This is a genomic window from Salinimicrobium sediminis (assembly GCF_900215295.1).
Lineage (GTDB): Bacteria > Bacteroidota > Bacteroidia > Flavobacteriales > Flavobacteriaceae > Salinimicrobium > Salinimicrobium sediminis.
Map to the genome: position 1 here is coordinate 142,578 of NZ_OCMF01000004.1, position 17,732 is coordinate 160,309.

General features: G+C 41.9%; 14 protein-coding genes. 7 read left to right on the plus strand and 7 right to left on the minus strand.

Features of this window, described 5'->3' with window-relative positions; all coding sequences use genetic code 11:
- Positions 1-192: 192 nt before the first annotated feature.
- Together CRO16_RS13560 and CRO16_RS13565 are read right to left on the minus strand one after the other, a co-directional pair.
- Positions 193-1,233 (minus strand): PLP-dependent cysteine synthase family protein, encoded by a 1,041-nt coding sequence (locus CRO16_RS13560; RefSeq protein WP_097056935.1) that lies wholly within the window; start codon positions 1,231-1,233, stop codon positions 193-195.
- A gap of 87 nt (positions 1,234-1,320) precedes the next feature.
- Positions 1,321-3,390, minus strand: coding sequence for a S9 family peptidase (locus CRO16_RS13565; RefSeq protein ID WP_097056936.1), 2,070 nt, complete (start codon positions 3,388-3,390; stop codon positions 1,321-1,323).
- Positions 3,391-3,516: 126 nt separating this feature from the next.
- Here CRO16_RS13565 and CRO16_RS13570 point away from each other — a divergent pair, with 126 nt between their 5' ends.
- The gene (locus CRO16_RS13570) at positions 3,517-3,846 is read left to right on the plus strand and encodes a YbaB/EbfC family nucleoid-associated protein (protein ID WP_097056937.1); all 330 of its coding nucleotides are present in this window, start codon (positions 3,517-3,519) and stop codon (positions 3,844-3,846) included.
- A gap of 145 nt (positions 3,847-3,991) precedes the next feature.
- Here the strand turns inward: CRO16_RS13570 and CRO16_RS13575 are convergent, their stop codons facing one another.
- Together CRO16_RS13575 and CRO16_RS13580 are read right to left on the minus strand one after the other, a co-directional pair.
- Complete coding sequence (locus CRO16_RS13575; protein ID WP_097056938.1) at positions 3,992-5,020, minus strand: threonine aldolase family protein; 1,029 nt, start codon at positions 5,018-5,020, stop codon at positions 3,992-3,994.
- 38 nt (positions 5,021-5,058) lie between these two features.
- Entirely contained in the window at positions 5,059-7,458 is a 2,400-nt protein-coding gene (locus tag CRO16_RS13580; RefSeq protein ID WP_097056939.1) for a zinc-dependent metalloprotease, read from the minus strand.
- A gap of 92 nt (positions 7,459-7,550) precedes the next feature.
- On the opposite strand from CRO16_RS13580, the gene prfB reads away from it, so the two are divergent.
- The 4 genes from prfB to CRO16_RS13600 all read left to right on the plus strand — a co-directional run bounded on the left by prfB (position 7,551) and on the right by CRO16_RS13600 (position 12,287).
- Positions 7,551-8,649, plus strand: a protein-coding gene (gene prfB / locus CRO16_RS13585) for a peptide chain release factor 2 (RefSeq protein ID WP_143544550.1) whose coding sequence is annotated in 2 segments (ribosomal slippage) — positions 7,551-7,613 and positions 7,615-8,649 — 1,098 coding nt in all. Because the reading frame shifts where the segments join, the coding sequence is not laid out codon by codon here.
- 155 nt (positions 8,650-8,804) lie between these two features.
- Entirely contained in the window at positions 8,805-9,149 is a 345-nt protein-coding gene (gene arsC, locus CRO16_RS13590; RefSeq protein WP_097056941.1) for an arsenate reductase (glutaredoxin), read from the plus strand.
- A gap of 76 nt (positions 9,150-9,225) precedes the next feature.
- Entirely contained in the window at positions 9,226-9,615 is a 390-nt protein-coding gene (locus CRO16_RS13595) for a hypothetical protein (protein WP_097056942.1), read from the plus strand.
- Positions 9,616-9,752: 137 nt separating this feature from the next.
- Positions 9,753-12,287, plus strand: coding sequence for a TonB-dependent receptor domain-containing protein (locus CRO16_RS13600; protein WP_097056943.1), 2,535 nt, complete (start codon positions 9,753-9,755; stop codon positions 12,285-12,287).
- A gap of 106 nt (positions 12,288-12,393) precedes the next feature.
- Here the strand turns inward: CRO16_RS13600 and CRO16_RS13605 are convergent, their stop codons facing one another.
- Positions 12,394-12,624 (minus strand): hypothetical protein, encoded by a 231-nt coding sequence (locus CRO16_RS13605; protein WP_102016845.1) that lies wholly within the window; start codon positions 12,622-12,624, stop codon positions 12,394-12,396.
- 138 nt (positions 12,625-12,762) lie between these two features.
- Here CRO16_RS13605 and fumC point away from each other — a divergent pair, with 138 nt between their 5' ends.
- Together fumC and CRO16_RS13615 are read left to right on the plus strand one after the other, a co-directional pair.
- Positions 12,763-14,160, plus strand: coding sequence for a class II fumarate hydratase (fumC, locus tag CRO16_RS13610; RefSeq protein WP_097056944.1), 1,398 nt, complete (start codon positions 12,763-12,765; stop codon positions 14,158-14,160).
- A 137-nt stretch (positions 14,161-14,297) separates the two neighbouring features.
- A complete protein-coding gene (locus tag CRO16_RS13615) occupies positions 14,298-14,699 on the plus strand; it encodes a hypothetical protein (protein ID WP_097056945.1) in 402 nt (133 codons plus the stop codon).
- Here the strand turns inward: CRO16_RS13615 and hutH are convergent.
- Both hutH and CRO16_RS13625 read right to left on the minus strand, forming a co-directional pair.
- Complete coding sequence (hutH, locus tag CRO16_RS13620) at positions 14,669-16,174, minus strand: histidine ammonia-lyase (protein WP_097056946.1); 1,506 nt, start codon at positions 16,172-16,174, stop codon at positions 14,669-14,671. The genes CRO16_RS13615 and hutH overlap by 31 nt on opposite strands.
- The gene (locus tag CRO16_RS13625; RefSeq protein WP_097056947.1) at positions 16,171-17,703 is read right to left on the minus strand and encodes an NAD(P)H-hydrate dehydratase; all 1,533 of its coding nucleotides are present in this window, start codon (positions 17,701-17,703) and stop codon (positions 16,171-16,173) included. The genes hutH and CRO16_RS13625 overlap by 4 nt, the downstream gene beginning before the upstream one ends.
- Positions 17,704-17,732: the final 29 nt, after the last annotated feature.

Genomic DNA, 17,732 nt, shown 5'->3' on the forward strand with positions numbered 1-17,732 from the left:
TATTTTTTGACTTCTGCAAAAGTAGTAAATTAATAGCAACTGCATAATCCTCCATACCTAAGACTGCTGAAAAACATGTTCTAAGAACATAATTTAACACCGGCTGCTGCTGAAGGGTAATTACAACTCTTTAACGAAAAAAAAAGAAGGTATATTTCTATACCTTCTTTTTCTTTTCAAGCGGAAAATCATTTACTTGATAAATTCTATTTGATTTGCAGCTTTTTCGTGTTTACTATCAAAAAAGCCCTGCTCATTCATCCATTCATCACTAAATACCTTGCTCATATAGCGGGAACCATGATCGGGGAAGATAATGACGACCTTGCTGTTCTTGTTAAATTCTCCTTCTTCAGCGAGCTGGCGGGTGCCCTGTAGTGCAGCCCCGCTGGTATAACCTACAAAAAGACCTTCGGTTATTGCCAGCTGCCTCGCAGCATGAGCACTATCCTCGTCGCTTACCTTCACAAATTTGTCAATAGATTCAAAGTCGGTTGCAGTAGGGATAAGGTTTTTTCCAAGGCCTTCGATTCGGTAGGGATAGATCTCCGCAGCATCAAATTCTTTGGTTTCATGGTATTTTTTAAGAACAGAACCATAAGCATCGATTCCTAAAATGCGAATCCTGGGATTCATTTCTTTCAGGAACCTTGCAGTACCCGAAATTGTTCCGCCGGTTCCGCTGCAAGCCACAAGGTGAGTGATCTTACCCTCGGTTTGTTTCCAGATTTCAGGACCGGTGCTTCGGTAATGAGCTTCTATATTCAGTTCATTGAAGTATTGGTTGATATAGACAGAACCCTTTATCTCATCATGCATCCTCTTTGCTACCATATAATAGGATCTGGGATCATCTGCCGAGACATTGGCAGGACACACATATACTTTGGCGCCCATAGCCCGCAACATGTCGATCTTGTCTTTGGAGGATTTCGAACTTACCGCAAGAATACATTCATAACCTTTGATCACACTCACCATGGCAATACTAAATCCGGTATTTCCGGAAGTGGTTTCAATGATTGTGTCACCGGGCTTTAAAATGCCTTTTCTCTCGGCCTCTTCAATAATGTGTAGTGCTATTCTATCTTTAGTGGAGTGCCCCGGGTTAAAGGCTTCAACCTTGGCATAAAATTCTCCTTCTAAATTCTGGATGATACGGTTTAAGTGTATTAGGGGCGTATTACCGATTAACTGTAATACGTTATCATAAACCTGTAAATCTTCTCTCATAAATTGAAGTTATTTACATTAATCGCATTTGAAAAAATCTCCCAGCCACGATCACAAAACGGAACAAATTTAAGTCAAATATTTGAATTATTCGTGTATTCCCTCTAAATCCAATAGAAACGCATACTCTTCTGCCACTTCTCTTAAGGCTTCAAAGCGTCCTGATGCTCCTCCATGCCCCGCATCCATATTAGTATGAAAAAGTAAAATATTGTTATCGGTTTTTAACTCCCTGAGTTTTGCAACCCACTTGGCCGGCTCCCAATACTGCACCTGAGAATCATGTAAACCGGTAGTAACCAGCATATTTGGGTAATCCTGCGCCACTACATTGTCATAAGGAGAATAGGATTTCATATAATGATAAAAAACAGGATCATTAGGATTTCCCCATTCATCATACTCTCCTGTGGTTAATGGAATGGTCTCATCGAGCATAGTAGTGACCACATCCACAAAAGGTACAGATGCAATGATGCCTTTGTACAGCTGCGGTGCCATGTTGGCCACAACTCCCATAAGAAGTCCTCCGGCCGAGCCCCCGCTTGCATACATATGATCTGCAGAGGTATAATTCTCTTTAATGAGATGAAGTGTGCAATCAATAAAATCTGTAAATGTATTTTTCTTCTTCAGGAGCTTTCCATCTTCATACCACTGCCTTCCCAGGTATTCTCCTCCCCTTACGTGAGCAATTACAAATATAAATCCTCTATCCAGTAAACTTAGCCTAACATTCGAGAAGTAAGGATCAATGGTAGAACCATAGGATCCATAGGCATACTGCAGAACAGGATTGGTTCCATCCCTTTTCAATTCTTTACGGTGTACCAGGGTCATAGGGATCTTTGTACCATCCTGTGCTGTCGCCCAAATCCTATCCGACACATAGTTCTCCTTTTTAAATTTTCCGCCGAGCACCTCCAGTTCTTTTTTCACATCCTTTTCACGGGTTCTCATGTTGAAATCCACCACCTGAGTCGGAGTGATCAATGAGTTATAGGTGTACCGCAGGATCTCCGTATCAAAATCAGGATTGGTACCGGTAAAGGCTGTGTAGGTCTCATTTTCGAAAGGAAGAAAATAAGAATCTGTTCCATCCCAACGTCTTATATGGATCTTGTTAAGACCGTTGCTCCTTTCGCTTACTACCAGGTAATCTCTAAAAAGGTCGATATCTTCCAGCAATACTTCTTCCCTGTGTGGGATAACTTCTTCCCAGTTCTCAATGGAGGGATTATAAACTGGGGCTTTCATAAGTTTGAAATTTGTCGCTCCATCTTTATTGGTAAGTATGTAAAAACATTCCCTGTAATGAGCAATGCTGTATTCAAGACCTCTGATCCTTGGCTGAATGACCTTAAATTCTCCGTGAGGATCATCTGCAGATAAGACCCTGTATTCTGAAGTAAGGGTGCTGTCTGATCCTATGATGATGTAGCGTTTGGATTTGGAATTATAAACATACGTGTGGAAGGTTTCATCTTCTTCCAGGTATACTAACTCATCATCCTTTGCTTTGGTTCCAAGCCGGTGCTTAAAGATCTTGTTACTTCTTAAAGTCTCTTCATCTTTGCGGGCATAAAAAAGGGTTTTATTATCATTTGCCCATGTGGCGCCTCCGGTGGTATTCCTTATTTTTTCTGAATACACCTCTCCTGTCTCAAGGTTCTTAATGTATAAGGTGTATTTTCTCCGGCTAACTGTGTCCACAGCATAGGAAATAAGCTTATTATTAGGACTTACACTTAATCCTGAAAGTTTATAATAATCATGGCCTTTAGCCATTTTATTGACGTCAAAAAGAATTTCTTCAGGCGCGTCAAGGCTTTCCTTCTTTCGGGAGTAGATAGGATAATCCTTTCCTTTTTCAAACCTGGTGATATACCAGTAACCATTAAGTTTATAGGGAACCGAAGAATCATCTTCCTTGATCCTGCCTTTTACCTCCTGAAAAAGATTTTCCTGAAGCTCTTTAGTATGAGCAGTCATTTGCTCATTATAAAGATTTTCCTGGGTTAAATAGTCAAGGACCTCGGGATTCTCACGCTCTCTTAGCCAAAAATAATTATCAATTCTAATATCCCCATGTTTCTCGAGTTCAACAGGCACTTTTCTTGCGCGGGGAGCAATCCTTTCGTTCTCAATCACTTTCATTCTTCAAATCATTTTTTTTCAAGCTGCAAAGTTACACTTTCTTATAAAGAAAACTTAAAATCTCCTGTCTTAAGTTATGTATTATGTCTTTTTAGGTAGTTTTGCTGAAAGCAAAAACTGAAGACTATGTTTGGAGATATGATGGGTATGATGAATAAGATCAAAGAGACCCAAAGAAAAGTTGAAGAAACAAAGGAAAGACTAAAAACAGTCCTTCTGGACGAGCAGTCTGCCGACGGATTATTAAAAGTAACGATTACTGCCAGCCGGGAGATCAAAAATATTGAGATTGCCGATGAGCTCCTGCAGGATAAAGAACAACTTGAAGATTACCTTGTACTTACATTGAATAAGGCAGTTGCCCGTGCTACTGAAGTCAATGAGGCAGAACTTGCTGCCGTTGCCAAAGAAGGCATGCCCGATATTCCCGGAATGAACGATATGCTGAACGGATAGTATATAGTAGTTAGTATTGAGAATTGAGTAGTGAGAATTGAGATATGAGATATGAATGAGGTAAAATTCTGCTCTACATTCTTACTCCTCAGACCGTATTGAAAAAATACCCTCCAGAAATGACATTTTTGGAGGGTATCTTTTTTTATAGTTTAATTTTCCTGAGCACTTCCCTAAACCTGTCATGCATTTCTTCGGAATAATCCAGGTGAGTAACTATCCTCAATTTCCCCTGCCCCATATTGCTGATCCTGATATTCTCTTTTTTAAGTGCCTCCATAAAATCAGCTTCATCTGAAAAATTCTTAAGGTAAAAGATCACGATATTTGTTTCCACCGGCTCTACTTCGGCAACATAATCCTGCTCCCTAAGGGTTTTACCCAATTCTGAAGCTCTCCTATGATCTTCTGCCAGTCTTTCCACGTGATGATCTAAAGCATAAATTCCGGCGGCAGCCATAAAACCAATCTGCCGCATTCCGCCACCTAAAACTTTTCGCACCCGCATCGCATTTTTCATGATCTCCTTGTTCCCAATGAGTACGGTACCCAGTGGGGTGCCAAGACCTTTTGAAAGACAAACAGAAATAGTGTCGAAAACTTTTCCATAATCTTTAGGATCTTCTTTTGTAGCTACCAAAGCATTAAAAAGTCGGGCGCCGTCAAGGTGTAAGCCCAGGTTGTGCTCATCACACACTTTCCTTATCTTTTTTATTTCCACAAAATCATAGCAGGCGCCTCCACCCTTATTGGTGGTGTTTTCAAGGCACACCAGGGTAGTTAAGGGAGAGTGGTAGAAGTCTGGCGGATTAATATTTTCCTCCACCTGCGCCGCAGTGATCATCCCGCGTTGCCCATCCACAAGCTTACACGATACTCCGCTATTAAAGGAAGCCCCTCCGCCTTCGTAATTATATACATGAGCCCATTTATCACAGATCAACTGATCTGCCGGCTGAGTATGTAACTTAATGGCTGCCTGGTTAGCCATGCTGCCGGTTGGAAAGAACAAAGCTTCCTCCATCCCAAACATATCGGCCAGTTTTCGCTCCAGTTTATTTACTGTGGGATCTTCCTTATATACATCATCCCCTACTTCGGCATTAATGATCGCCTCCATCATTCCGGGAGTGGGTTTTGTTACCGTATCACTTCTTAGGTCAATTTCTTTCATTTGTTTATATGGATAAAATAATTTTGTTCAACTGAATTTTAAAAATTGCCGATTGGAGAACCATCGGGAATTTGTGGCGCCACAAGTAAGGCTTTAAATGCTGCAGGATCTTTTCTAAAAGACTTGATATCCTCAATAAATTGCCTGAACATCACCGGATTTTGCTTAATATTTTTTTGGAGCCATTCTTCCAGCTCAATGAGCTGAAAATTGGTAATCGCTTTTACCTGGGGCACAGCATCTTTATGAACGGCCAGGTTCATTAAATGCTGAAGCACATTATGATTGATGGAATTTTGAACCTCCTGCAAATAAGGATCTCTTATTCCGGCCTTAATAGTTTCGGTCACGAGGTCTTCCAGGACTTCAGCAAGACCTAATTGATCCTCATCCAATGCTTTTTGCTGTACCAGCCGGGCAGCTCTTTCAGGATGAAGCAACAGCGATAACGTCATATCTGCCGCGGTAGCAGCCGCTCCCAAAGCATCAAAGGCCACCCCTGTGTTACTTTTAAAAGATTCCCGGGATCTGGAATAACCAAAGGCCCTGGGTGGAAAAAGATTAAGCTTCTCTTTTGGAATAGCTATTTCTTCGGCATCCAGAGTTCTAAGAAGGACATCCAACGCCTGCTCCTGAACATCCTCGTCCAGGCTTTCCACAACCGTTTCTTCAATTCCCTTTACGGCGTATGAATAATCAAGACCTCCAATATGCTTTACAGCGGCTTCGGTTTGATAGCGATGGAAGAAATATAAAGGCACAAATACATCTTCCAAAACTGAATAAGGTTCTCCTGTGCGGATATTATCAACAGAAAAATTGGCAATTGCCTTCTTTCTTACCTCAAGGATCCTCGCCAATTCCCGGGCAGCATCATCAGCATTATCCCAAAGATGGGCATTGACGTGGGCTCCACCTGCAGCCCTGGCATCATTATCACTTATAAATTGTAATCCTTTTTCCTGAGCTTCAGCCAAAACTCCTGTCAAAAATTGCTTTTTTGACACCCCTTCAGGAATGGCCCCATAAGAATATTTTACCGTTACCTTGTCCCACTCGCCTATTCCTGTATCATACGCATTTTTAAGATCAGGCTGCCCGTTTTCCAACCTGATCATTGGGTGAGGATAATCCATTACAGAAGAATTGTCATTGGTACTTGCTGCAAAATTATGAGCAAAGCCCAAAGTGTGTCCCACTTCATGAGCAGATAGCTGCCGAATCCTTGCAAGAGCAAGATCCATCATTTGATTGTAATTATCATCCCTTTCGGCAAAAGGTTTATTCAGCAATGCCTGCGCGATCATGAGATCCTGCCTTATTCTAAGGCTTCCCAGGCTCACGTGTCCTTTAATGATCTCTCCGGTTCTTGGATCAATCACACTGGCGCCATAACTCCATCCCCGGGTAGACCGATGCACCCATTGGATCACATTATATCGCACATCAAGAGGATCTGCATCTTCAGGCAGCATTTTCACCTGATAGGCATTTTTGTACCCGGCAGCGTCAAAAGCTTCTGCCCACCATTTCGCACCATCGAGTAGAGCCGATCTCACCGGCTCCGGAGTGCCGGGATCAAGGTAATAGATAATTGGCTCAACCACTTCACTTTCTGCAGCCCCGGGCTTTTTTTTATTCAACCTGTGGCGAATTATAAATCTTTTTTCAAGCGGCTCGTATACCGGAGAGGAATAGTTAAAATAGGACATGAAAATCGCGCCGCTACCAGGAAGGAAAGGTCGCATTTCGAAGCCTTCTCCGGGAAGTTTCACAAAGGAATGATGTAAGCTTACCGTAAAGTTTTGGAAATTAGGAGTAACACTGCGCAATGCACCACTATTTGCTTCCCCTTTGAAAGTGAGCATGGTCTCAAATTCCACATTTTCAGGAAAAGCTTTGGTGCCCTCCAAAAACAACGCACTTTTGGATTTGTCTACATTAAAATTCCCGTGGTTGCCTTGTTTTAAACGGGAAGCTACTCCATGAGCATCTTCAAAAAGGAACGGAGTAAGATCAATTATGTATTTCCCATCTACCTCCTCTTTAATTTCAAATCCATAAAGAACGGATCTTGCGAAAGCTTCTTCTACACTTTTTTTCTCTGCAGCATTATCTGTTATTGCCCTGTATCGCAGATTGGGTTGCACCAGGAGCAGCTTATTTCCTGCTTTTTCAAACCTAACCACTGCTTCACTGCCTAATTGGCCTCTATCCAACCCTATATCATTAGAACCTACTCCCGTTGCAAGGGAAGGCACATAAAGAAAATCTTCATTGAGCTTCTCCACTTCCAGGTAGATCTCATCATTTTTCGCTGAATAATAAAAATCAAAGTAGCCTTCATGATTTACAAGGTCTTCCTTGCTTTTCAGAAATTGAGATTGGGCGCTAAGTATTATACTGAACGTTAAAGCAATAGTGGCAAGGATTTTCATTGGAAGAATTTTGAGTGGCTTAAAACTATAAAATAATCGTAAAATAGTTTTCGGGAAGACTCACAAATTCTATTTTTGTTAAAAATTAAAGTATGCTTACTATAGATACTATTAAAGATCTCAAAGATCGCCTGGTTGCGTTAAGGAGGTATCTTTGACGTTGATGCCAAAAAAATAGAAATTTCTAATCAGCAGGAGAAGACCCTTGCTCCCGATTTCTGGAACGATCCCAAAAAAGCCGAATTACTCCTCAGAGAGATCAACTCCCAAAAAAAATGGGTAGATGATTATGAAGAGGCTGTAACTCTTGTGGATGACCTCGAAGTGCTTTTCGAATTTTTTAAAGAAGGTGAGGCTACAGAGGAGGATGTAAACGAAAGGCATGAAAAAGCCAAAAATCTAATCGAAGATCTTGAATTCAGGAACATGCTTTCAGAAGAAGGTGACAGCCTGAGTGCGGTGCTGCAGGTGACTGCGGGTGCCGGCGGAACTGAGAGTTGTGACTGGGCAGAAATGCTTATGCGAATGTATCTTAGGTGGGCCGAAGACAAAGGTTATACCGTGAAAGAACTCAACTACCAGGCAGGGGAAGTGGCCGGAGTTAAAACAGTAACGCTTGAGATCGAAGGTGAATTTGCATTTGGTTGGTTAAAGGGTGAAAATGGGGTACACCGTTTGGTGCGCATCTCCCCTTTTGACAGTAATGCAAAACGCCACACTTCCTTTGCCAGTGTTTACGTTTATCCGTTAGCCGATGAGTCTATTCAAATCGAGATCAATCCTGCAGATATTTCCTGGGAAACCATGAGATCTTCGGGTGCAGGAGGGCAAAATGTGAATAAGGTAGAAACTGCCGTAAGACTTAGGCATGCACCTTCGGGCATTGTCATAGAAAATTCTGAAACCCGTTCCCAGTTAGATAACAAGAACAAGGCAATGCAGTTGCTAAAAAGCCAGTTGTATGAAATTGAACTTCAGAAACAACAGGCACAGCGAAGGGAGATTGAGGACTCAAAAATGAAGATCGAATGGGGATCTCAGATCAGGAATTATGTGATGCATCCCTATAAATTGGTTAAAGACGTTCGCACCGGGGAAGAAACCGGAAATGTGGATGCTGTGATGGATGGAGATATAGACAGCTTCCTGAAAGCATTTTTAATGATGATGGGACAGAAGGTCGAAGAATAGTGATCAGTGATCAGTGATCAGTGGTCAGTGGACAGTGGACAGCGGACAGTGGACAGTGGACAGTGGACAGTAATTTAGAATTAATAACTCGGAACTCAAAAACATGCAACCGACTACAGGCTTAACTCATAACTTATAACTCATAACTGTAAAAAATGATAATTATATACCATAACCCCCGCTGCAGCAAATCCAGAGAAGGAGTAAAAGTCTTAGAGGCTTCCGGTAAAGATTTTAAAGTAAGGGAATATTTAAAGGATCCACTTTCTGAAGATGAACTAACGTCTTTACTCCAAAAGCTGAACATGTCTCCCATAGAACTCGTGCGGACAGAAGAGAAGATATGGAAAGAAGAATACCGGGACCGGGACCTGAGTGATAAGGAATTGATCAGGGTAATGGTTGAAAATCCAAAACTTATCCAACGTCCTGTGGTGGAAAAAGAAGGAGCTGCAATTGTGGGCCGCCCCTCTTCTAACATCGAAAGACTGTTATCTTAACATGTTTTACAACGGTTTTAACCCGCAGTTAACCGGATAAACTATTGTTCTTCAATACTTTTGTAAAAAAGGTATTATGGTAACGATTAACAAAACATATAAATTACTTCTTTTAATTTCAATAGCGTTCTTAACCTCTGCTATAACCTATTCGCAGACCAGAACGCAACCTGAAGCTTCTCAGGAGCTCCAAGAAGCTGCTAAAGAACAGGTTGAATACTGGGAAAATGAACTCTCTCTTACTGCCAAGCAATCTCTGCTTATGGAGCATAAGATCATTGAATTTGTCTTCAAAAAAGATAATGTAATACAATCAAACCTGGACAAGAAAGAAAAATCAAGACAGCTTCTTGAGCTTAAGGAATTAGAAAACCGCGATATGAGGGATATACTTACCAAACCTCAGTTCGACCGCTACCTGATGCTACAGGAGCAAAAAATTCAGCAGCAGAATACTGATAATTAATACAGAAAGAGAACCAGCCTCTTTCCTTAAGCACTTCAAGATCAGGTTTATTAAAAGTTTAACGCTATTTTGTTTAAAATTTCTCTCTAATCTTTAAACCTTCTTCCGATTTACAGGTCAAACTAGAAAAACCAGGTATGACCACAAATTCGAGCAGGCACTTATGGAGTAGTGTCTTAATCTTTTCTTTTCTTTTAATAAACACCTTTTCAGCTTTAGCCCAAAGAAATCTGCACACCGTCACAGGAAAAGTGACCGATGAGCAGGGGACACCGCTGGAATATGCAACAATATCTTTTCAGAATCCCAGTGATCCCAAAAACCTCACAGGAGGAATTACAGATCCCCAGGGAAATTTTTCCATAGATGTATCGGCAGGCACTTATGACATTACAGTAGAGTTTATCTCTTTTGAACCAAAAACCTTCAGTAATCGGGAAATTACCGGAGACGTCAATATGGGAAATATTGTACTTGGCATGGCAGCCGGGGAACTCGGGGAAGTCGTAGTGACTGCCGAAACCACTCAGGTGGAGGTAAGACTGGATAAAAAGATCTATAATATTGGAAAAGATCTTACTACCGCAGGAGGAACAGTGGCAGATGCTCTTAATAATGTACCCTCAGTCTCTGTAGACGTAGAAGGGGGAATTAGTTTAAGAGGAAACGAAAATGTGCGTATCCTTATCAACGGAAAACCATCGGCCATGGCAGGTTTTGGGAATACCGATGTACTTTCCCAACTTCCTGCAGATGCTATAGAGCGTGTGGAAGTGATCACCTCCCCTTCTGCCAGGTATGATGCCGAAGGTACCGCAGGGATACTCAACATTATCCTTAGAAAAGAGAACACTCTTGGCTTTAATGGTTCTGTTTCAGCAAGGGCGGGTTATCCCGATCAGGCGGGACTTTCCACTAATCTTAACTTAAGGACCGATAAATTCAACATTTTTAATACCACAGGCTTCCGTTATTTCGATGCACCCGGAAATTCCTTTGCCGATACACGTTACTTCGATTATACCAATGAGGATGGAGAGTTGGTATCTCCAAGATTTGATCGTATCATAGAAGATCGTGAGATCGAAAGACTCAACCGAAACTTTAATACCAGCCTTGGGGTAGAATATTACCTTACCGACAGGTCTTCGGTTACAGCAACCGGTTTTTACAGGTACGGGGAAGACGAAGATGTTACCACAAACCTTAGCAGAATGTTTGAGGACGGTGCAAGATCTCAGGAAACCCGCAGAGTGGAAGAGGAAATGGAAGAGGATAACAGCTACCAAATTTCCTTGAACTACATGAACAGGTTTGATGACAGCGGCCATCAATTAACTGCCGATCTTCAATTCGAAAAAGATAAAGAAACCCAGGTGGGGGATATCAACGAAACCATTGATTTTAACCTGGGAGAAGAATTACCTTTTTATCCAAGAGAACAGACTTTTACTAAAGAAGATCAAACAGAATATTTGATACAGGCAGATTATGTGCGACCTATTGGAGAGGAAGCCCAGTTTGAAGCCGGATACCGGGGTAATTTTGAAGAGCAGATCACCGATTATTCCCTCTTGCTGGAAGATGAGGAGACAGGAGATCTAATCCAATCTCCCCTTTCAAATATGTTCACATATACCGAAAATGTAAACTCCCTGTATTCTCAATATGGAAACAAGTTTGGAGATTTTTCCTTCCTGCTTGGGCTACGTTTAGAGAACACCCAGTTAAAGGGTGATATACAGTCTGAACTTACTGCAGAGGAACTGGAAGAAGAATTCGGCATCCCGATTGACACCCAGTTCGACAATAATTACCTGGGACTTTTCCCTACAGTCAACCTTATCTATGAAATAGGAGAAAGAGAAAATGTTACCGTGGGATATAACAGAAGGATCAACCGTCCCCGCGGCTGGTTTATCAATCCTTTTCCTTCCAGGTCGAGCCGAACCAATATATTTCAGGGAAATCCAAATCTGGAGCCCGCCTTTTCTAATGCCTTTGATGTTGGTTATTTAAAGAGATGGGATAAACTCACTTTTACATCCTCAGTTTATTATCAACATGAGACAGATTCTTTTGAGCGCGTGGAACAGGGAACAACTGCAGCCGATGGGACACAGGTAATTCGTACCATCCCAATTAATCTCGCTACCAATACCCGCCTTGGTGCCGAAGCCGGGATTCTCTACAATCCTGCAAGATGGTTAAGACTAAACGGGAGCTTTAACTTTTTCCAGTTTGATACTGAAGGAGAATACAATAATGTAGACTATAGTGCCAAAAACACAAGTTACTTCGGAAGGTTTAGTTCCAAGGTTTCCCTACCTTGGAAAATCGACTGGCAAACCAATGCCTTTTACCGGGGAGCTTCTGAAGGCGCACAAACTGAAACCGAAGGACTGCTTTCCATCGATATGGCTTTGAGCAAGGAATTATTTAATGAAACCGCTTCCCTGACGCTAAACGTAAGAGACCTTCTAAACTCTCAAAAAAGAGAATCCTTTACTACTACCCAATTCTTTGAAAGAGAAAGCGAATTCCAGTGGAGACAAAGAAGTGTAACTTTATCTTTCACTTACAGATTCAATCAACAAAAAAGAGATCAGCAAAGAAGGGAGCGAGGAGAAGGAATGAATGATGAAGACATGGATAATGGAGGAGAATTCTAATTCAATCTTCCATAGGTAAAATGAAAAAGCCGTCGAAAATTCGACGGCTTTTTCATTTTATCATTTCCTTCAATAAAGGACAAAAAAAAGGACTTAAAATAAGTCCTTATACTTTTTCACGTTCCAGTCTTTTCTTTTCTTTCTTTTCATCCAGCATTTCTTTGACAGCTCCGCCAATCCAGTACGGGATAATGCCAATTAGAAAAACCATTACCCAAAACCCTAACAGGCCGATGACGAGAAAAGCAATAAATCCCAGATATTGATCGAATTCAAACATGTTTTCCTTGTTTTTTGAATCTTTGTCAAAGATAGCAACTCCTGTTAGTTCTCCCAATAGTTTTTATTTTATTTTTCCAGGCTTCATTTTCAAAGCTTTCGTTCAGATTTTTTCTCTTTTAGTTCATATTTTTATTCTCATTTCGGGCTAAAGATTTTACTGAAAATGTAAATTTGTAACAAATCACCAGTCATTATGAAATATAGAATAGAGAAAGATACCATGGGGGAAGTAAAAGTCCCTTCAGATAAATTATGGGGCGCGCAAACTGAACGTTCCAGGAACAATTTTAAGATTGGCGCTCCGGGCAGTATGCCCCTTGAGATCATTTATGGCTTTGCATATCTTAAAAAAGCAGCCGCTTTTACAAACTGTGAGCTGGGAGCGCTGTCTGTAGACAAAAGAGATCTTATCGCCAAGGTATGTGACGAGATCCTTGCCGGGAAGCACGATGATCAATTTCCATTGGTGATATGGCAAACGGGAAGCGGCACCCAAAGCAACATGAACCTTAACGAGGTGATCGCAAACCGTGCTCAACAATTAGCCGGAAAAAACATTGGGGAAGGTGAAAAGGTCCTTTCTCCAAATGATGATGTGAATAAATCCCAGTCTTCTAATGACACTTTTCCAACAGGTATGCACATTGCGGTGTATGAAAAGATTGTAAAAGTGACACTGCCCGGGGTTAAGAAATTGAGAAATACCCTCAAGAAAAAGTCAGAAGAATTTAAGGATGTGGTGAAAATAGGCCGTACTCATTTTATGGATGCTACTCCCCTTACCCTTGGGCAGGAATTCAGCGGCTATGTTTCCCAGCTTGATCATGGAATTATTGCTCTTGAAAATACCTTGCCTCACCTTTCTGAACTTGCTTTGGGAGGAACAGCCGTGGGAACTGGGTTAAATACTCCAAAAGGTTATTCAAAAAGGGTAGCCGAATTTATAGCGAAATTTACCGACCTGCCTTTTATTTCGGCACCTAACAAATTTGAAGCCCTGGCTGCTCATGATGCATTTGTAGAAACCAGCGGGGCCTTAAAAACTCTGGCAGTTTCTCTTAACAAAATAGCAAATGACATTCGTATGTTGGCATCGGGCCCCCGCAGTGGAATTGGCGAGATCCTTATTCCTGCCAATGAGCCGGGATCTTCAATTATGCCCGGAAAAGTTAATCCTACCCAGGTGGAAGCCCTTACAATGGTATGCGCACAGGTAATAGGAAATGATGTTACTATAAACGTAGGAGGAATGCAGGGTCAGTTTGAGCTCAATGTTTTTAAACCTGTTATGGCTGCCAATATTTTACAAAGCGCCCGTCTCTTAGGAGATGCCTGCGCTTCTTTTGATGAACATTGTGCAGTAGGAATCGAGCCTAACAAGCCCAGGATCCAGGAATTGCTGAATAATTCCCTCATGCTGGTGACCGCTCTTAATACTAAAATAGGTTATTATAAAGCTGCAGAAATTGCAAACACCGCTCATAAAAATGGTACCACCCTTAAGGAGGAAGCCGTGAATCTTGGATATGTTACCGCCGAAGATTTTGATGAGTGGGTACAGCCTAAGGACATGGTAGGTGGTTTGAAATAAGATCCCTGAAAATCATTCACCGGGACCCTTCCAAAATGCCATTTTTGGAAGGGTCTCTTTTTTTACATTAATCCTAAGACAGGCGAGACGCAATTTAAATATTTATACTATTTTCACGCCTGAAATCCCTACTACGAATGATTGATAAAATTGAATTGGACTGCGGTGTTCTCCGTGTTCAGGACAGGATCCTTATTAATGAAATGAACGAAGGCGCACTTCTGGATGTGGAAACAAACAGAAGGATATTGAAAATAGGAACCGAGATATTTGAAAATGAAGTATTTGGCTATATTTCTCACCGGGTCAACTCCTACGCAGTTAATCCTATGGTTTACCGGGATTCTGCAGAGCATCCTTTACTTAAAGCCATTGCCGTGGTTTCCCAAAGTGAAATGAGACGTGAGAATGCCCGTATAGAACAACAATTCTACACCAACAGGAATTCCTTTAAGATCTTTAGCACCCTGGAAGAAGCTATGGATTGGATGAAGGAGGTAATAGGCAGTTATTCAAAAGAAAAATCCTTTAGTGAATAGCTTTCCAGGAAATCTTTGGATTTCTGAATAAGAGGCGACATCACAACATCTTCTTTTACAAGCGGAACCTCTTTTCTAAACTCGGTGATCAACTTTTGTAGAATGGGAGAAGTCTTGTGAGGGTTTCTATAGGAAAGCGCCTGGGACGCATTAAACAACTCAATTGCCAGGACGGTCGAAACATTTTCAACCACTTTTACAAGTTTTGTGGCTGCATTTGCCCCCATGCTCACATGGTCTTCCTGTCCGTTTGAAGAAACAATAGAATCTATACTTGCAGGGGTACATAATTGTTTATTCTGGCTAACAATACTCGCAGCTGTATATTGAGGGATCATGAATCCGCTGTTCAATCCGGGGGCATCCACTAAAAATGCAGGACCTCGCAATCCCGATACCAGCTGATAGATCCTTCTTTCTGAAATATTTCCCAGCTCGGCCATTGCAATCGCCAGGTAGTCCATAGCCAAAGCCAGGGGTTGTCCGTGAAAATTCCCTCCGGAAATGATCTTATCTGCATCCGCAAAAATATTCGGATTGTCTGTTACTGAATTGATCTCGGTCTTAAAAACCTTGTACACAAAATCCAAAGTATCCTTACTGGCTCCGTGCACCTGCGGTATACACCTGAAGGAATATGGATCCTGCACGTTTTGCTTCACCTGTTTAGCGATCTCACTCCCGGATAAGATTTTCCTTATCCTTTCAGCAGTTTTCACCTGTCCGCGGTGAGGTCTCACCAGGTGCACCAGCTCGTCAAAAGGAGTAATATTGCAGTCGTATGCATCTACAGACAGAGCTCCGATAACGTCTGCCCACATGGAAAGTTTTGTTGCTTTTAGGACCGCCTGCACTCCGTGCGCACTCATGAATTGAGTGCCGTTAAGCAAAGCCAGCCCTTCCTTGGACTGAAGGGTTATAGGTTTCCAACCAAACTTCTTCAGCATTTCTTCGGAAGGCACAATTTTTCCGTCGAGATAAACTTCTCCTTTTCCAATGAGGGGAAGCGATAAATGCGCAAGTGGCGCAAGATCGCCGGAAGCTCCCAAAGAACCCTGTTCATAGACCACCGGCAAAATATCATTATTAAAAAACTCCACAAGCCTGTCTACAGTTTCTCTTGAGACCCCGGAATGACCATAGCTTAACGACTGGATCTTTAGCAACAGCATTAGGCGAATTATAGGTTTTGACACCAATTCTCCTGTTCCGCAGGCATGAGACATTACCAGGTTTTCCTGGAGTTTGGTAAGATTTTCAGAAGAGATCCTTACGTTGCAAAGCGAACCAAAACCGGTATTGATCCCATAAATAGGAGCCTTGTTCTCCTTCATCTTCTTATCGAGATATTTACGGGCTTTATCAATGTTGTAAATAGCTTCTTCGCTTAAGGCAAGGTTCTTTTCGTTATCGATAATTCCTCTTATTTCTTCAACATCAAGAACAGAAGAACTTATATAGTGACAATCTCTCATTGTTTGGGGTTGGTTTGTTCGGTTTCAAAAAGGTCAAAAATGGCGGCTCCTGTTTTTTTGGCAATATCTCCTGCAAGAGTGCTCTCGTAGCTTAGCTCTGCAGCCGCGAGGTCTCCTGCTTTACCATGTAAATAGACACCCAGGACAGCTGCCTGTAAAGGTTCATATCCCTGCCCTATTAATGCAGTTATTACTCCTGTAAGCACATCTCCACTACCTGCTGTAGCCATGCCCGGATTCCCGGAGGTATTGATGAAAATATTTTCAGAAGTTACCGTAAAGGTATAGGCTCCTTTTAGCACCAGAATGATCTTGTACTTAGTAGTGAAATCCTTAATCTTTTCAAGTTTGTCGAAATCATCTTTCCACTTTCCTATAAGCCGTTCCAGCTCCTTTGGATGAGGGGTAAGCACAGAACCTTCTGGCAAAAGCTTCAGGAACTCAACATTTTTGGAAAGTATATTTAAACCATCGGCATCAATGACCATAGGTATTTTATATTGTTTTAGAAGCCCCTCGAACGCGGTAACCGTTTCTTCTTTAGTACCCACTCCTATTCCGAAGCCAATTACTTCGGGATCAAGGTCAAAGTCGATACTGCTCAAGATTTCGAGATGAGGATCTGTGAGCACCATGGCTTCCGGCACCAGGGTTTGAAGGATGTCATAACCACATTTTGGAGCATAAATGCTTACCAGCCCTGCACCGGCTCTTAAAGCTGCAAGTGCAGTAAGACTCACGCTTCCTATTTTTCCATAGCTTCCTCCAATTATCAGGGCATGACCATAGGTCCCTTTATGGGAGAATTTATTGCGGGGCCTGTATAAGGCTTTGGCTTCAGGCTTTGAGATCAACTGAGCCGAGCCGGGAGTATTCTGAAGGAATTCGCGATCAAGAGCAATGTCAATGACCTGCAGTTCACCCACAAATGGCGCAGTCTCGGGCATATAAAATGCCATTTTTGGTACCTGAAAAGTTATAGTGAAATTGGCTCTAATTATACTCTCCTTATCCTCAACTGCAGCATCGGCCATAAGTCCCGAGGGCATATCTACGGCCAGTACAAAGGCTTTGGAATTATTGATATGCTTTACCAGGTTTGCCACCCATTCCACAAGAGGGCGGTTCAACCCTACTCCAAAAATGGCATCTACAACAAAATCTCCATAGCTTATTTCGGGAAAATCGGCTTCAGATTTTAGCAGCACCGGCCATTTTTTGGTCATATTTTTAACGCGGTCATAATTCACCAGGAATTCCTGTGAGCGTTGATCGCTGTAATTCACCACATATATGGTAACGTCATAACCTGAATCAATGAGCAGCCGGCCAATGACCAACCCGTCACCTCCGTTATTACCTATTCCGCAGAAAATCTTGATTGGGATCTGTACCCCCTGTAATCGCCTGTGGATTTCATTAAAAACCATGGTAGCAGCTCTTTCCATAAGATCTACAGAAGAGATCTCCTGCTTTTCAAGAGTAAGCCTGTCGGCTTCTTTAATTTGACTTGCACTGAGGATCTTCATGGAAGCATGATTTCAAAATTATTACAAAT

Bases quoted from the DNA above. Each gene is read 5' to 3' on its own strand.
- CRO16_RS13560 (WP_097056935.1), bottom strand. From the start codon at position 1,233: ATGAGAGAAGATTTACAGGTTTATGATAACGTATTACAGTTAATCGGT.
- CRO16_RS13565 (WP_097056936.1), bottom strand. From the start codon at position 3,390: ATGAAAGTGATTGAGAACGAAAGGATTGCTCCCCGCGCAAGAAAAGTG.
- CRO16_RS13570 (WP_097056937.1), top strand. From the start codon at position 3,517: ATGTTTGGAGATATGATGGGTATGATGAATAAGATCAAAGAGACCCAA.
- CRO16_RS13575 (WP_097056938.1), bottom strand. From the start codon at position 5,020: ATGAAAGAAATTGACCTAAGAAGTGATACGGTAACAAAACCCACTCCC.
- CRO16_RS13580 (WP_097056939.1), bottom strand. From the start codon at position 7,458: ATGAAAATCCTTGCCACTATTGCTTTAACGTTCAGTATAATACTTAGC.
- arsC (WP_097056941.1), top strand. From the start codon at position 8,805: ATGATAATTATATACCATAACCCCCGCTGCAGCAAATCCAGAGAAGGA.
- CRO16_RS13595 (WP_097056942.1), top strand. From the start codon at position 9,226: ATGGTAACGATTAACAAAACATATAAATTACTTCTTTTAATTTCAATA.
- CRO16_RS13600 (WP_097056943.1), top strand. From the start codon at position 9,753: ATGACCACAAATTCGAGCAGGCACTTATGGAGTAGTGTCTTAATCTTT.
- fumC (WP_097056944.1), top strand. From the start codon at position 12,763: ATGAAATATAGAATAGAGAAAGATACCATGGGGGAAGTAAAAGTCCCT.
- CRO16_RS13615 (WP_097056945.1), top strand. From the start codon at position 14,298: ATGATTGATAAAATTGAATTGGACTGCGGTGTTCTCCGTGTTCAGGAC.
- hutH (WP_097056946.1), bottom strand. From the start codon at position 16,174: ATGAGAGATTGTCACTATATAAGTTCTTCTGTTCTTGATGTTGAAGAA.
- CRO16_RS13625 (WP_097056947.1), bottom strand. From the start codon at position 17,703: ATGAAGATCCTCAGTGCAAGTCAAATTAAAGAAGCCGACAGGCTTACT.